The following is a 13,645-nucleotide window of genomic DNA, read 5'->3' on the forward strand; positions in this document are numbered from 1 at the left end:
TATAGTGATATAGTGCGGCTTTTCTTTTGTTATACCGGTAACCCAGGAGGATTTTAATGTCTCGGAGAAGAGTCGTTGTTACAGGCATGGGTATGCTGACCCCGGTCGGTAACACTGTCCAGGAGACATGGACCAGCATTCTTAACGGTAAAAGTGGCGTGGCTAACATTACCCACTTTGATACGACGTCGTTCGGTACTCGTTTTTCTGCCCCGATTAAAGGGCTAGATCTTGACGGTTACATGACCTCGAAAGATGCACGGAAAATGGATCTGTTCATTCAGTACGGTATGGTTGCAGCGATTCAGGCTGTTGAAGATGCCGAGCTGGATGTGACTGAAGAGAATGCCCCCCGTATCGGTGTAGCCATTGGTTCGGGTATTGGTGGTTTGCCGATGATTGAGGCGACCCACGATACGCTTAACAAAAGCGGCCCACGGAGGATTTCACCGTTCTTTGTGCCTGGTAGTATCATCAATATGATCTCCGGTAATTTGGCGATTAAATATGGCTTTAAAGGGCCCAATATTGCCATTACTACGGCGTGTACAACCGGTACCCATAATATTGGTTTTGCGGCGCGGATGATTCAGAACAGCGATGCGGATGTGATGATCGCGGGCGGTGCCGAGATGGCAACCACACCTTTGGGTGTCGGTGGTTTCTCTGCTGCGCGAGCACTCTCGACCCGTAACGATGATCCACAGGCGGCTAGCCGTCCATGGGATCGTGATCGTGATGGCTTTGTGCTGGGTGATGGTGCGGGCGTTGTGGTGCTCGAAGAGTACGAATCAGCGAAGGCTCGCGGCGCTAATATCTATGCTGAACTCGTTGGCTTTGGTATGAGTGATGATGCCTATCATATGACCTCACCACCGGCTGATGGCAAAGGTGCTGCAATGTCGATGTCGAATGCTGTCAGAGACGCGGGCCTTAACCCTGAGCAAATTAATTACATCAATGCTCATGGTACCTCGACACCGGCGGGTGATATCGCTGAATCTAATGCCGCTAAACTGGTGTTGGGTAATGCAGCAGAGCAGGTGCGTATGAGTTCGACTAAGTCGATGATTGGTCATCTACTGGGTGCTGCAGGTGCTGTCGAAGCTATCTTCTCAGTACTGGCGATACGTGATCAGGTAGCGCCACCGACGATCAACCTGGATAACCCATCTGAAGGTTGTGATCTGAACTACGTAGCGCATACGGCTCAAGAGGCTGTTATTGAGGCTGCGGTATCCAACTCTTTCGGTTTCGGTGGTACCAACGGTACCTTAGTCTTCCGTAAGATCTGATGAGACGGGTGCGCTATCGGCGCACCCGCTTTTCTGTTTTTTATGCCGCCCACCACACTTATCAATGGTTTGCTTGAACAGTCACTTCCGGTTGCCGACCGGGGGCTAGCCTACGGCCATGGTTTATTTGAAACGATTACCCTGCAGCAGGGTCAGCCAATCGCTTGGCAGGCTCATTTTAACCGCCTCAAAGCGGGTGCTGAGCGTCTTTTCATCCCCTTAACGGATAATATCGAACAGATTTTATTAGCCGATCTAGCGATACTGCTGGCGAAACAATCTACCCAGCCTGAACGCCAAGTGCTCAAAATCACCGTTACTCGAGGTTGCGGTGGCCGTGGTTATGCGGTGGATGCTGGCGTATCGATCAATCGAATCCTGCAGCTGAATGCATTTCCTAGCTACCCTGATCAGCCATCGGCGAATGGTGTTGCGGTACGGCTGTGTCAGACGAGATTGGCGATTGCGCCACAACTGGCCGGCATTAAACATTTGAATCGCTTAGAGCAGGTGTTGGCGCGGTCTGAATGGTCGGCCCCCGACATTCGAGAAGGCTTAGTACTGGACACCGAAGGTTATCTAGTAGAAGGCACGATGAGTAATCTGTTCTGGTGTCGTGATGGGGTGCTCTACACCCCTCAGCTTGATCGATGTGGTGTCAAAGGCATTATCCGCGAACAGCTTATACGCCTCGCTAAACAGCAGGGTATCCAGTTAGAGGAGGGCTTGTTTACCTTGGGTTCGCTCTGTCAGGCGGATGAAGTCTTTGTCTGTAACAGTATTATTGCGATCTGGCCGGTGATTCAATGCACTCTGGCCGATCAGCGTCAGTCAAGGTGGCCCATTGGGCCGATTACCCAGTGTTTGCAGGCGAGCCTGTCTGCTGAAGGAATTTATTAGTGCGTAAAGTCGTTGTCTCTTTTCTGATTACCTTGCTGGTTGTAGTTGCACTTGCTTATGGCGGGTGGCGTTCTTTGCAGTCTTATCTAGATAGCCCGCTAAACCTATCGCAAGCAAAAATTGTGATGGTCGAGCCCGGCAGTAGTTTTAGTCGATTTGCCGGCCAACTTGCTGCTGAGGGTGTGTTAGATAAGCCCGACTGGTTCTCATTCTTTATCCGATTAAAGAAAGTGGGGCATCTACTGAAAGCGGGTGAATATGAGATTGTACCTGGTACGACCCCGCGTACGTTAGTGCTGCAGATGATAGAGGGTAAGACGCTATCCTATAAGTTTACGGTAATAGAAGGTCTTACTTTCAAACAGTTACGTGCCTCTCTTGAATCTAATCCTAATATCAAAAACACCTTCGCCGATAAGACCGATGCGCAAATAATGACTGCGTTGGGGCTGGAAGGAAAGCACCCTGAAGGGATGTTTTTGGCCGATACCTATCAGTTTCATCGTGGTATGAGTGATGCTGACTTGCTGAAACGGGCTCATGCGCTGCTACAAGCGGAACTTGATAAAGCTTGGCTAGGTAAGGCTAAAGCGCTGCCGTATTCATCAGCATATGAGGCTTTAATCATGGCTTCTATTGTTGAAAAAGAAACCGCTAAAGCGAGTGAGCGGCCGCTGATTGCTGGCGTATTTGTGCAACGTTTGAAAAAAGGGATGAAGCTGCAAACGGACCCTACCGTGATCTATGGTATGGGGGATCGTTATCAGGGTAATATTCGTCGGTCAGACCTTCGTAAGCCCACCGCATACAACACCTATACCATTAGTGGTTTGCCGCCGACACCCATTGCGATGGTCGGGCGTGATGCTATTCAAGCCGCACTGCACCCGGATGAGGGTAAGTGGTTATATTTTGTCGCCAAGGGTGATGGAAGTCATCAGTTTTCTGCTACCTTGAAAGATCACAATAAGGCGGTCCGAGAGTACCAGTTGCGCCGTCGTAGTGACTATCGCTCGAGCCCGGGAAGCTAAGGCTAAAGCCTAGCCTAATCATTGGATAATATGAGTGAAAACATGAGTTCAGGCCGTTTTATCACACTCGAGGGCACCGAAGGGGTAGGTAAGTCTACCAACTTGCGGTTTATAGAATCTGTTTTGCAGCAACATCAGATAGACTATCAACTAACCCGTGAGCCCGGCGGCACACCCTTGGCTGAAGAGGTGCGTGAGTTGCTGTTGGCCAATCGTGATGAAGTGGTGGCAGATGATGCCGAGCTGTTATTGGTGTTTGCTGCCCGGGCACAGCACCTGCAAACGGTGATCCGGCCAGCGTTGGATGCAGATCGCTGGGTGCTGTGTGATCGTTTTACCGATGCCACCTTTGCTTATCAAGGCGGCGGTCGGGGTTTAAGTAAAGAGATGATCACACTGCTAGAGACTATGGTGCAGCGTGGCTTGCAGCCAGATTTGACTATTTTGTTGGATCTGCCGGTCGAGATCGGTTTGGCACGCGCCCGTGAACGGGGTGAGTTAGATCGCTTTGAAAACGAACGCATGGCTTTTTTTGAGCAGGTGCGTAATGCTTATCTTGAACGTGCTGCTGCCGACCCGCAACGCTTTGCAGTTATAGACGCTTCTGGCACACTTGAGCAGGTGCAAGCGCAGATCGCTAGCGTATTGGAACACTACCTTCAGGAGCAAGCTCAGTGAGCGATGATCTTTGGCAAGACCGGGCGATGGTGCTGCCTTGGCTAAAAGGGCGTTGGGAATATCTACTGGAACTCAAAGCACAAAATCGTTTCCCCCATGCGTTGCTGATTAATGGCCCTGAGGGGATCGGTAAAGCCTGTTTTGCGATGGCCTTGGCAAACTATGTACTCTGTCGTGAGCCGCACAACGGTGTTGCTTGCGGTCATTGTCGTAGCTGTGAACTGACCGGCAGTGGCGGACATCCAGATCTCTATCAGCTCAAACCGGATGAGCCGGGCAAGCCGATTAAGATCGATCAAATTCGTGAATTAACCACATTTATTTACTCGACGGCGCAGCAGGGTGGCTATCGCGTAGTGATTCTAGATCCTGCCGACAGCATGAATATTAATGCTTCTAACGCATTGCTGAAAATGCTTGAAGAGCCGGGTTCGAATACCCTTATTATGCTGCTAACCCATCGGCTGGGGCAGATGCTGCCGACTATCAAGAGCCGTTGTCAGCGGGTTGATATGCCTCCGGCGGATCATGCTTTGGCGACCCAGTGGGTATCTACCCAGCTAGGGGTTGACGCTGAGGAAGCCGCTCAACTATTGGTGATTGCCCATAATTCCCCCCTGCAAGCGCTGGCCTATAAACAGGATGACCTGTTGGGCCTGCGCGCCAAGGTGTTAAAAGGGCTGGCAGATATCTTGAAAAACCGTAGCAGTTCGGTTGAGGTGGCGCAGTCACTCTATCGGGAAGATCTGGAATTGTTACTGGGTTGGATCTATAGCTGGGTTGTGGATATTGCTCGTGCGGCTGAGAGTGAGGCTGACCCGGATCTGTTGCGTCATACTGATGCTCGCAATATGCTTGTAGCGGTGGCGCGCAAGGTCAGTAGCCGTAAACTTTATGGCTTTGCTGATCAGGTGCAGGCGGCGCGTAAAGATTTGATGTTTCGTCGCAACCCCAATAAGCAGTTGTTAATGGAGAAGTTGTTAAGTGAATGGTATGCTTTACCTAGGTCTAACTAACTGTTCTGATACGATATACAGCAGCAGTCAGCAATAGTACTATGTAGCACATCTGAATCAGGATGAAATAAGTACGAGGGAGGCTATACGGCCCATGTCAGTTGTACCCCGCATGAGTCACGGGATTTTATCCCTGGCGATTGAGACCAAGGAAGATCTCTATAAATCATATATGCCGTTTATTAAGAACGGCGGACTGTTCATACCTACAACTCGCACTTATCAGCTTGGCGAAGAAGTATTTATGCTGCTGAGCCTGATTGATGAGAGTGATAAGATTCCCGTTACCGGTAAAGTTGTTTGGGTTACCCCAAGAGCAGCCCAGGGTGGCCGTATCCCCGGTATCGGTATTCAGTTGTCGCAGGATGATGCGACCCTGATCTCTAAGATAGAAACCTATGTCGCGACACTGCTTAATTCCGGCAGACGCACCAATACTATGTAATTCAGAGTTACCTCCCATGTTTGTAGATTCCCACTGTCACCTGGACAGACTGGATCTGTCCGTTCGCAATAATGATCTTCAGTTGGTGATGGACGCCGCTGCCGCTAAACAAGTCTCTCGGATGCTCTGTGTTGCCATCGAGTTACAACAACTCCCCGAAATGCTGCAAACCGTTAAACAGTTCGATAATGTATTCGCCTCGGCGGGTGTGCATCCTTTGCATGTGGCCGAAGGGATGCCAGAGATAGACGATCTTATCGCCTATGCAGCAGATCCTCGGGTTGTCGCTTTAGGCGAAACCGGTTTAGATTACTATTATCAGCAGGACACGATTGCGCAGCAGCAAGAAAGCTTTATACGTCACCTTAAGGCTTCAACGGCCACTCGTTTGCCGGTCATTGTGCATACCCGAGATGCCCGAGAAGATACTCTGTCGTTGCTGCGCCAATATGCAGACTCCGATGTGGGTGGGGTGTTGCACTGCTTCACTGAAAATTGGCAGATGGCGCGTGAGGCAATGGATCTTAACTATATGATCTCATTTTCCGGCATCATCACTTTTCGTAATGCGGCTGAGCTGCGCGAAGTGGTTCGCCAAGTGCCGATGGAGAATCTACTGATTGAAACGGATTCCCCCTATCTGGCGCCAGTACCATACCGTGGTAAGCCTAATGAGCCGCAGTATGTGGTGGAAGTGGCACAATGCGTGGCGGACATTAAAGGGCTGCGTATCGAAGAGGTGGCTGAAATAACCAGCCATAACTTTGAGCGAATGTTTAATAAAGTGGTTGCGACCGGTTAATGAGTACGCAGATGCCGCCGGTTAGTTATATCGAACCGGTTTATCGGCCACCCAGCGAAGCGAATTCACTGATTTTACAAGTCACCAATGGCTGCAGCTGGAATCGCTGTACCTTTTGTGAAATGTACATCGACCCACAGAAGAAGTTCAAGCCAAAGAGTGAAGCCGAGCTGCTCGAAGAGATTCGCCGCTGTGGTCAGCAGTTCCCCGGTGTTCGGCGGGTTTTTCTCGGTGATGGCGATCCGATGGTGTTATCGTTTCGTCGTTTAAAAACAATTCTGGACGCTATTCGTACTCATCTACCTAATGTGACGCGGGTCTCAACTTACGCGTTGCCGTCTAACCTGAAGCGTAAATCCGTCGAGGAGTTGCAGCAGTTGCGCGAACTCGGCTTAACCTTGATTTATGTCGGTGCCGAAAGCGGTGATGATGAGGTGTTGCGCTGTATCGATAAAGGCGAAACCTTGCAAACGACCGCTGAGTCTCTGCTAAAAGCCAAACAAGCCGGCATTAAAACTTCGGTTATGTTGATCAACGGCATCGGTGGGACGCGGATGAGCAAGCAGCACGCACTGTCATCTGCCAAGCTAGTTAACTTGGTACAACCTGATTATCTGGCAACGTTGGTGCTTTTTTCTCGGCGGGGTAATCAGCGGGTGGCTGAGGGATTTGGTGGCGACTTTACCGCACTGAATCAACGCCAGTTATTTGAAGAGATGGAGCTGTTTTTATCTCAGCTTAAATTGCAAAAAACCATCTTTCGCAGCGACCATGCCTCGAACTTTTTAGTGTTGAAAGGGGTGCTTAATCGTGACCTTGATACCATGCTGAGACAGTTGCGCAGAGCAATCGAAACGCCTGATCGAGTGTTTCTTCGACAGGATAGCCAACGAGGCTTGTGATCGATGACGCGGGTATCTAGGGTTTAAGGATATACTTAAACAGCATAACGATTTGTTCTCTAGTAGTAGTTACATCGTAAAATCGTTGTTTTATACTTTTGTCTAAGATAGTGCTTTCATAAGTATATAATAAAAAGGAATAGATGATGAGAAGACCGGTCAGGATTGCGGTAACGGGCGCGGCAGGCGCCATTAGTTATAGCCTATTGTTTAAAATTGCTGCTGGCGAAATGATGGGTAGGGATCAGCCGGTAATTCTGCAGTTGATTGAGCTACCGGGGGCGATGGAGTCGCTGCGGGGGGTTGCCATGGAGCTGGAAGATTGTGCCTATCCGCTGCTACACACCATCACCTTGCATGATAATGTGGAAGATGGCTTCTGTAATTGTCACTATGCCTTGCTGGTTGGCGCACGTCCTCGTGGGCCCGGCATGGAGCGCAGCGATCTACTGGAAGTGAATGCTGAAATTTTTGCTCGTCAGGGTAAAGCATTAAACGATTTTGCCAACCGCGATGTTAAGGTCTTGGTTACCGGCAATCCGGCGAACACCAATGCACTGATCGCTAGTCGTAATGCGCCTAAGTTAAGCCCCTCTCAGTTTACCTGTCTGACCCGTTTGGACCATAACCGTGCTAAAGGGATGTTGGCCAGTCAGTGCGGGGTCACAGCTCGTGATATTCAGAATATCATCATCTGGGGCAACCATTCGCCCACCCAGTACCCGGATCTTCATCATGCGACGGTATTTGGTATGCCGGCGATGGGGCAGATTGATACCGCTTGGTATCGAGATGAGTTTATACCCCGGGTGCAAGAGCGCGGTAGCGAGATTATTAAGGCGCGAGGATTGTCCAGTGCGGCATCAGCGGCGCAAGCGATTGTCGATCAGATGCATAACTGGACTCAGGGCACCGAACCAGGTGAGATCGTCAGTATGGGCATTATCAGTGATGGTAGTTATGGTATCGAAAAGGGTGTGTTCTTCTCCTTCCCAGTACGTTGTAATTATGGCCGCTATCAGATTGTCCATGGGTTAGATATCAGTGATTTCAGTCGCAAGCAGTTGACCGCCACCGAGCTAGAACTGTTAGAAGAGAAAGCGGTGGTTAATCATCTGTTGCCGAAAGAGACCGAAGAATCCCATATGAATCTGACTATCTGTCTTAAATCCGGCGTCACGCTCTACGCCGATGGTACCGGACCAAGCCCAGAAAGTAAGTTTCTTAATAACAACCGGGTGCTTTAATCTAGGTGTGATGATTCTAAGTATCGCAGTAAGCCCCGTCTGAGCAGTTTGCTCCGGCGGGGCTTTTTTTATAATGGATGGAAAAGCATGGTCGATATAATCAGTGTTGCAACTCAGGGACAGGGGTTGTACGAGTTTACCGAGGAGATCCATCGACTTGTGCGCCGTAGTGGTGTGCAAGATGGGTTGTGTAGTTTATTAATACAGCATACCAGTGCTAGCCTGACCATTCAGGAAAATGCGGATCCGAGCGCGCAACATGATTTAGAGAATTGGCTCAACCGTCTCGTGCCCGAGGGTGATCCGCTCTATACCCACTTATCAGAGGGGCGTGATGATATGCCTGCACATATTAAAGCGGCGTTAACCGCTACCACATTATCGCTGCCGATTCATAAGGGGCGATTAATGTTGGGAGCTTGGCAGGGAGTGTTTTGCTGGGAGCATCGTCACCATCATCAGCTTAGACAGATCGTCGTTCACATTGGCTGAGACGTAGATAAAATAAGGCCCGCTGCTGGGCCTTATATCTGAAGTGATAGGTGTTACTCGGACGAATCATCCGATTGCAGCTTAAAGCCGGCTAGCATCTTGTCGAGATCTAGTAGAATAATCAGTTGTTCTTCACGGTAGCAGACGCCTTGAACAAACTGTCGCTGGGTATCTTCGCGTAACACACCAGGAGCTCGGTCGGTTTGGCTTTCCGGGAGGTTGATGACCTCATCAACACCATCCACCAAAATGCCGATCACTTCCTGATCATCAAACTCAACAACAATAATGCGGGTGTTTTGATCGATCTCTTTGTCGTCTAGGCAGAATAGGGTGCGTGAACTCACCACGGTGACCACGCTACCGCGTAGATTGATGATGCCGAGTACGCCATCTCGTGCGCCGGGAACCGGTGTAATATCGGTGAAACGCAACACCTCTTTTACTTGCATCACATCGATAGCGTACATCTCATCGGCGATCGAAAAGGTCGCCCATTTGCGATAGTCTTCCTGGCTTTCGCCATTCTTTTTATGCAGATCATACACATTTGCACTAAGCTCTGCCTGAATCTGCTGTAGTTGTGCTGCTGCGTCTTCAAGACCCATAGAATGCTCTCTTATGCTATCTGTTTCAGCCAGCGTAGACTTTCAGTCGTGCTGACGGAAGGATTATATTCAAGACTAGTAATACCTGAGTATCCCATATCATCCAGAGCTTGAAAAATATTGCCGAAGTTTAGTTCACCAGTTTGAGGTTCGTGCCGCCCCGGCACATCGGCAAATTGTATATGGCCAATCTTATCGAGGTTGTTCCTCAGCGTGTGGATCAGGTTACCCTCCATAATCTGCATATGATAGATATCATACTGCAGTTTTATATTTGGGTGTCCTACCGCCTCAAATAATGCAAAGGCTTGTTGGCTGTTATTAACAAAGAAGCCGGGGATATCCTGAGTATTGATCGCCTCGACAAGCAACTGAATGCCTACTTCGGCCATCTCTTCAGCACAGAATTTCAGGTTGTCGATTAAGGTTTTTTCAATCAAATTAATATCACAATTAACGGGAGCTATACCTGATAATATGTTGATATTAGGGCAGTTTAGTTGTTTTGCATAGGCAATCGCTTGGACTACACCCTGACGGAATTCAGCCACCCGTTGAGGATGGCACGCGATACCGCGATCACCTTTCTGTGCATCACCGGCGGGCGCATTCAGTAGCACAATACGTTGATTATGTTGCTTGAGTAAACGGGCAATCTCGGTGGCGGCTAAGACATAAGGAAATTGAATCTCAACCTTGTTAAAGCCCTGTTCTGCGGCGGCGGCAAAGCGTTCCTCTAGAGGCACTTCGGTGAATAGCATACTTAGGTTAACGGCAAAATTAGGCATATAACATAACTCTCTGTTGTTCTTATCGATATGACTAAACCGATGTTTAGTTGTTGTTATGGTTTTTAGAGTAGGGTGATTGTGTTGCTTTATTGTTTAGCTGTCGATCGCCATTGTCGATTTCTAGTTGTAGTAGCAAGCCGCTGTGGTCGACCTCTTCTAAACCGTTATCGACCAGCTTTTGGTATTGCTGATAGGTCTGCTCGACCAGTGGTAATTTCAGTTGTTCGAGATGGGCGGTATCTAAAATGGTTCGCAGATCTTTAAGCTGCACCCGAGAGGTCGCGCCAGGATTGAATTCACGGTCGATCATCCGTTGTCCATGCAGTTCAAGAATGCGGCTGCCGGCAAAGCCCCCTAGCAACGCTTCTCGAACGGCAGCAGGGTCGGCTCCGCCTTCAGCGGCCAACAGCAGTGCTTCTGAAACCGCGCCTATGGTCACGCCGACAATGGCTTGATTGGCGCACTTAGCAAGCTGACCTGAGCCAGCCGGGCCAATATAGGTCGCTTTCCCTAGTGCTGAAAAGACTGTTTGGCAGTCTTCAAAGACGGCGGCATTACCACCGGCCATAATGGAAAGAGTTGCCTGTTCGGCCCCGGCAGTGCCGCCTGAAACCGGCGCATCAAGGTAATTGACCCCCTTGCTCTGCAGTTGTTCGGCGTGCTGGCGGGCCAGTTCGGGAGGGATAGAGCTCATATCAATCACCGTGCTGCCGGCTTTAAATTGCACAGCGGGTGTTGAATTAAACAGCACCTGATCTACGATCGGGCCGTTCTCTAGCATGGTGATAATGATATCGGCATCGGCGATTGCTTCAGCCGGGGTATTGGTAACCTGTGCCCCTAGGTGGGCCAATGCTTCCGCTTTGCTGCGGGTGCGATTCCATAAACAAAGCTGACAGCCTGCGGTTAATAAATGGCTGGCCATCGGGCGGCCCATCAAGCCGATGCCCAAAAAAGCGATCCGCATCTCTAGCACTCCATTATAGGCAATTAGTAGGTTTTGGTAGTCCGGCAATCTTGCTGGCTAATTTGGCTGGGCTGCCGGGAAAGAGGCTCATCAGGTAGATGCTTTTACCTTTATCGCTACCCAGTTCGTTAGCGACAGCTTTTATCAATGGGCGCATCGCTGGAGACATTTCGAACTGCTGATAGAATTGGCGCAGTACTCGTAGAATCTCCCAGTGGGCCTCTGTGAGCTGGATGGCTTCCTGTGCTGCGAGTTGTTCAGCGACTGCTTCATTCCAATCGTCGAGGTTACGTAGGTAGCCTTCAGGGTCAACAGGAATCGATTGGCCGTTAATCTGTAAATGCTGTGTGTTCATTGTATCGCTAGCCATATCAGAACCAACTGACCACTTTATGGTAGCGGCAACTCAATTCGACAAAGCCATTGTAGTCGATAGCGCCAAAATCTTGATTAAGGTCATGTAAGCCACGGGCCTGTGCATCATCTTTGAGCAGATAGCACTGCACCGCCTTAGGTAGGCGGGTGAAATGCTCAGCATAGGCGGGCACTGCGGCATAAACGCCATTTTCAATTAGCAGTAGGGCATCACCATCACTGATAGCGGATAAGCTATCTTGTAGCGCGCTGCTTTCTGAAGGCGTTTTATTAATCACATGGAGTGTCATCATCAGAAGCTCAATACCTGATCCTGCTGTTTGATCAGTGCGGCAATGCCGCTGGCATCAAGCAGGGTAATCTTTAAGTTAATATCGTCTGGGCGGATGCCTCGCTGGCTGAGAGCTTGGCGACAAACGTACAGTTGGTCGATATCGTACATTTCCAGCATCGCAAGATTCGCTGAAAGGTTTTTCTGACCTATAGCGCCCGCTTGGTGATCCGGTAGCAATTGCCATACCGCATCATCCATATATAGCAGACTCAGTGGTTGTTCAAATACCGATATAGTTAGGGCGACATCTAAAGCGTCTCGGGCGGCACTGCTACCGTAGGGCGCTTTACGATTAATGATCAGGAATGATTTTTTTGTCTCACTCATCTTTAAGCTCCAAACGTCACAACGCGGTCGGACACAATGCCGGCCTCGACCAGTTGGCCTAAACCTGACAGGGTAAAATGGGGGGCTAGATTGTGGCCGCCTTTTTCATAGCGCCGGGCTTCGCCTGCATCCAATACGCCGCGGCGCACTGCAGCGGCAATACAGACGACTAAGTCGAGTTGGTGCTGCTGTGCCAGTGCGGCCCACTCAGCTGGAATATTGGTTTCGTCCTGGGGTGGCGCGGCGAATGCTGAGCCACTATGGACACCGTCGGCGTAAAAAAACACCCGATGAATCTCATGTCCAAGCCCTAAAACACTGCGGCTAAACTGCAACGCGCTAGCGGATGCCTGAGTGCTATATGGTGCGCCGGTAATAACGATTGAAAACTTCATAATATATTGATTTCTGTAAACGAAAAAAGCCCTGCAATCTTATCAGGATTGCAGGGCTTTGTGTGTGCTTTTAAGGCTTAGCAGGGAGCGGTTTATTCGTCTTTAAGAAAACCGATCAAGCTTAGCAGGTGGATGAACAGGTTGAAGATGCTGGTATAGAGGCTCACAGTCGCCATGATGTAGTTGGTGTATGTACCGTTAACAATGTTGCTGGTATCGTACAGAATGAAGCCAGACATCAGCAGTACAACAGCCGCGGACAGCGCTAGATGCATCGCACCAATGTTGACACCAAACATCGGCAAGATCATCAAGGCAACCATCGCCACTAGGACAATAATCAGGCCGGCAGAGAGGAATCCGCCCATAAAGCTGAAATCTTTTTTGCTGGTAAGGACATACGCTGACAGACCTAAGAAGGTTGCGGCAGTCATACCCATCGCAGTCATGACGATTTCACCGCCGTTAGACATACCCAAATAACGATTCAGAATTGGGCCAAGGGCAAAGCCAAACAAGCCGGTGAAGGCAAACACTAACGGCAGTGCCGCCGCGCTGTTTTGTTTTTTCCCGATAACAAACGTCAGGATCATACCGATGATCATTGCGCCTAAAGCCATGAGCATCGGCGGGTTGATGATCATAGAAATACCCGCTGTCACTGCGCTGAACACCAGCGTCATAGATAGCAGCATATAGGTATTGCGAATTACCTTGTTGGTCGACAGTACAGATTGCTCTGAACGGACGGTCATTGTATCGATATTACGCATCTTATCCCTCTGGAAATTAAGGCGTTAGGTGCCATTTAAGTTTATCGGATAGGTTATATATATAGGTTTTTACCAGCATTTCAACCATACAGTGAATAGGTGTTAAAGCCTTTCGCCAGTTTATTGGCTTAACCGACCCTAATAGGGGGGATGTTCCCCGCCTTACGTTACATTGTTAACTTATCAGACACTTGTATCGGCGTTGGGTTCATAGGCAAGGCGATAATTTATTGTTAAGCTGCGCGCCTTGATCCGGCTAGGTAAGTT

The 13,645-nt window shown here is 49.5% G+C and carries 18 protein-coding genes; 10 read left to right on the top strand and 8 right to left on the bottom strand.

Annotation, left to right across the window (positions count from 1 at the left end; genetic code table 11):
• Nucleotides 1-56 precede the first annotated feature (56 nt).
• The 10 genes from fabF (at nt 57) to ACN0T0_RS03115 (ending at nt 8,808) form a co-directional block, all read left to right on the top strand.
• Nucleotides 57-1,295, top strand: a complete 1,239-nt coding sequence (gene fabF / locus ACN0T0_RS03070) for a beta-ketoacyl-ACP synthase II (protein ID WP_417223151.1) — start codon at nt 57-59, stop codon at nt 1,293-1,295.
• 42 nt (nt 1,296-1,337) lie between these two features.
• Nucleotides 1,338-2,195 carry an aminodeoxychorismate lyase gene (gene pabC / locus ACN0T0_RS03075; protein ID WP_417223154.1) on the top strand — a complete coding sequence of 286 codons (858 nt, stop codon included), beginning with the start codon at nt 1,338-1,340 and terminating at the stop codon, nt 2,193-2,195.
• Nucleotides 2,195-3,226 carry an endolytic transglycosylase MltG gene (gene mltG / locus ACN0T0_RS03080; RefSeq protein ID WP_417223156.1) on the top strand — a complete coding sequence of 344 codons (1,032 nt, stop codon included), beginning with the start codon at nt 2,195-2,197 and terminating at the stop codon, nt 3,224-3,226. The genes pabC and mltG overlap by 1 nt, the downstream gene beginning before the upstream one ends.
• A 42-nt stretch (nt 3,227-3,268) precedes the next feature.
• Nucleotides 3,269-3,904, top strand: a complete 636-nt coding sequence (gene tmk / locus ACN0T0_RS03085; RefSeq protein WP_417223159.1) for a dTMP kinase — start codon at nt 3,269-3,271, stop codon at nt 3,902-3,904.
• The gene (locus ACN0T0_RS03090; protein WP_417223162.1) at nt 3,901-4,920 is read left to right on the top strand and encodes a DNA polymerase III subunit delta'; all 1,020 of its coding nucleotides are present in this window, start codon (nt 3,901-3,903) and stop codon (nt 4,918-4,920) included. Before tmk ends, ACN0T0_RS03090 begins: the two co-directional genes overlap by 4 nt.
• Before the next feature lie 94 nt (nt 4,921-5,014).
• Complete coding sequence (locus tag ACN0T0_RS03095; protein ID WP_417223164.1) at nt 5,015-5,365, top strand: PilZ domain-containing protein; 351 nt, start codon at nt 5,015-5,017, stop codon at nt 5,363-5,365.
• 16 nt (nt 5,366-5,381) lie between these two features.
• Complete coding sequence (locus ACN0T0_RS03100; protein WP_417223166.1) at nt 5,382-6,167, top strand: TatD family hydrolase; 786 nt, start codon at nt 5,382-5,384, stop codon at nt 6,165-6,167.
• Nucleotides 6,167-7,069: a radical SAM protein gene (locus ACN0T0_RS03105; RefSeq protein ID WP_417223168.1), complete on the top strand. Its 903-nt coding sequence runs from the start codon at nt 6,167-6,169 to the stop codon at nt 7,067-7,069. Before ACN0T0_RS03100 ends, ACN0T0_RS03105 begins: the two co-directional genes overlap by 1 nt.
• 146 nt (nt 7,070-7,215) lie before the next feature.
• Nucleotides 7,216-8,316 carry a malate dehydrogenase gene (locus tag ACN0T0_RS03110; RefSeq protein ID WP_417223171.1) on the top strand — a complete coding sequence of 367 codons (1,101 nt, stop codon included), beginning with the start codon at nt 7,216-7,218 and terminating at the stop codon, nt 8,314-8,316.
• Nucleotides 8,317-8,403: 87 nt separating this feature from the next.
• A complete protein-coding gene (locus ACN0T0_RS03115) occupies nt 8,404-8,808 on the top strand; it encodes a secondary thiamine-phosphate synthase enzyme YjbQ (RefSeq protein WP_417223174.1) in 405 nt (134 codons plus the stop codon).
• Nucleotides 8,809-8,861: 53 nt separating this feature from the next.
• Here ACN0T0_RS03115 and ACN0T0_RS03120 read toward each other — a convergent pair whose 3' ends face one another.
• From ACN0T0_RS03120 to ACN0T0_RS03155, 8 genes are all read right to left on the bottom strand, one after another.
• Nucleotides 8,862-9,347: a chemotaxis protein CheW gene (locus tag ACN0T0_RS03120; RefSeq protein ID WP_417223389.1), complete on the bottom strand. Its 486-nt coding sequence runs from the start codon at nt 9,345-9,347 to the stop codon at nt 8,862-8,864.
• A gap of 80 nt (nt 9,348-9,427) precedes the next feature.
• On the bottom strand, nt 9,428-10,204 hold the full coding sequence (locus tag ACN0T0_RS03125; protein ID WP_417223176.1) for a hydroxypyruvate isomerase family protein: 777 nt from the start codon (nt 10,202-10,204) through the stop codon (nt 9,428-9,430).
• 46 nt (nt 10,205-10,250) lie between these two features.
• Nucleotides 10,251-11,174 carry an NAD(P)-dependent oxidoreductase gene (locus ACN0T0_RS03130; protein ID WP_417223179.1) on the bottom strand — a complete coding sequence of 308 codons (924 nt, stop codon included), beginning with the start codon at nt 11,172-11,174 and terminating at the stop codon, nt 10,251-10,253.
• Nucleotides 11,175-11,187: 13 nt separating this feature from the next.
• Entirely contained in the window at nt 11,188-11,544 is a 357-nt protein-coding gene (locus ACN0T0_RS03135) for a TusE/DsrC/DsvC family sulfur relay protein (protein WP_417223181.1), read from the bottom strand.
• Between the two features lies 1 nt (nt 11,545).
• Nucleotides 11,546-11,842 carry a sulfurtransferase complex subunit TusB gene (gene tusB, locus ACN0T0_RS03140; RefSeq protein ID WP_417223184.1) on the bottom strand — a complete coding sequence of 99 codons (297 nt, stop codon included), beginning with the start codon at nt 11,840-11,842 and terminating at the stop codon, nt 11,546-11,548.
• Nucleotides 11,842-12,210, bottom strand: a complete 369-nt coding sequence (tusC, locus tag ACN0T0_RS03145) for a sulfurtransferase complex subunit TusC (RefSeq protein ID WP_417223186.1) — start codon at nt 12,208-12,210, stop codon at nt 11,842-11,844. Before tusC ends, tusB begins: the two co-directional genes overlap by 1 nt.
• Nucleotides 12,211-12,212: 2 nt before the next feature.
• A complete protein-coding gene (gene tusD / locus ACN0T0_RS03150) occupies nt 12,213-12,605 on the bottom strand; it encodes a sulfurtransferase complex subunit TusD (protein ID WP_417223188.1) in 393 nt (130 codons plus the stop codon).
• 92 nt (nt 12,606-12,697) lie between these two features.
• Nucleotides 12,698-13,378 carry a Bax inhibitor-1/YccA family protein gene (locus tag ACN0T0_RS03155; protein WP_417223190.1) on the bottom strand — a complete coding sequence of 227 codons (681 nt, stop codon included), beginning with the start codon at nt 13,376-13,378 and terminating at the stop codon, nt 12,698-12,700.
• Nucleotides 13,379-13,645: the final 267 nt, after the last annotated feature.

It is taken from the genome of Amphritea sp. (assembly GCF_048266285.1).
In the GTDB taxonomy this organism is placed as follows: domain Bacteria; phylum Pseudomonadota; class Gammaproteobacteria; order Pseudomonadales; family Balneatricaceae; genus Amphritea.

What these genes read in the sequence shown, in the direction of transcription:
- fabF (WP_417223151.1), top strand. Translation starts at nt 57, where the DNA reads ATGTCTCGGAGAAGAGTCGTTGTTACAGGCATGGGTATGCTGACCCCG.
- pabC (WP_417223154.1), top strand. Translation starts at nt 1,338, where the DNA reads ATGCCGCCCACCACACTTATCAATGGTTTGCTTGAACAGTCACTTCCG.
- tmk (WP_417223159.1), top strand. Translation starts at nt 3,269, where the DNA reads ATGAGTTCAGGCCGTTTTATCACACTCGAGGGCACCGAAGGGGTAGGT.
- ACN0T0_RS03095 (WP_417223164.1), top strand. Translation starts at nt 5,015, where the DNA reads ATGTCAGTTGTACCCCGCATGAGTCACGGGATTTTATCCCTGGCGATT.
- ACN0T0_RS03100 (WP_417223166.1), top strand. Translation starts at nt 5,382, where the DNA reads ATGTTTGTAGATTCCCACTGTCACCTGGACAGACTGGATCTGTCCGTT.
- ACN0T0_RS03105 (WP_417223168.1), top strand. Translation starts at nt 6,167, where the DNA reads ATGAGTACGCAGATGCCGCCGGTTAGTTATATCGAACCGGTTTATCGG.
- ACN0T0_RS03110 (WP_417223171.1), top strand. Translation starts at nt 7,216, where the DNA reads ATGAGAAGACCGGTCAGGATTGCGGTAACGGGCGCGGCAGGCGCCATT.
- ACN0T0_RS03115 (WP_417223174.1), top strand. Translation starts at nt 8,404, where the DNA reads ATGGTCGATATAATCAGTGTTGCAACTCAGGGACAGGGGTTGTACGAG.
- ACN0T0_RS03125 (WP_417223176.1), bottom strand. Translation starts at nt 10,204, where the DNA reads ATGCCTAATTTTGCCGTTAACCTAAGTATGCTATTCACCGAAGTGCCT.
- ACN0T0_RS03130 (WP_417223179.1), bottom strand. Translation starts at nt 11,174, where the DNA reads ATGCGGATCGCTTTTTTGGGCATCGGCTTGATGGGCCGCCCGATGGCC.
- ACN0T0_RS03135 (WP_417223181.1), bottom strand. Translation starts at nt 11,544, where the DNA reads ATGGCTAGCGATACAATGAACACACAGCATTTACAGATTAACGGCCAA.
- tusB (WP_417223184.1), bottom strand. Translation starts at nt 11,842, where the DNA reads ATGATGACACTCCATGTGATTAATAAAACGCCTTCAGAAAGCAGCGCG.
- tusC (WP_417223186.1), bottom strand. Translation starts at nt 12,210, where the DNA reads ATGAGTGAGACAAAAAAATCATTCCTGATCATTAATCGTAAAGCGCCC.
- tusD (WP_417223188.1), bottom strand. Translation starts at nt 12,605, where the DNA reads ATGAAGTTTTCAATCGTTATTACCGGCGCACCATATAGCACTCAGGCA.
- ACN0T0_RS03155 (WP_417223190.1), bottom strand. Translation starts at nt 13,378, where the DNA reads ATGCGTAATATCGATACAATGACCGTCCGTTCAGAGCAATCTGTACTG.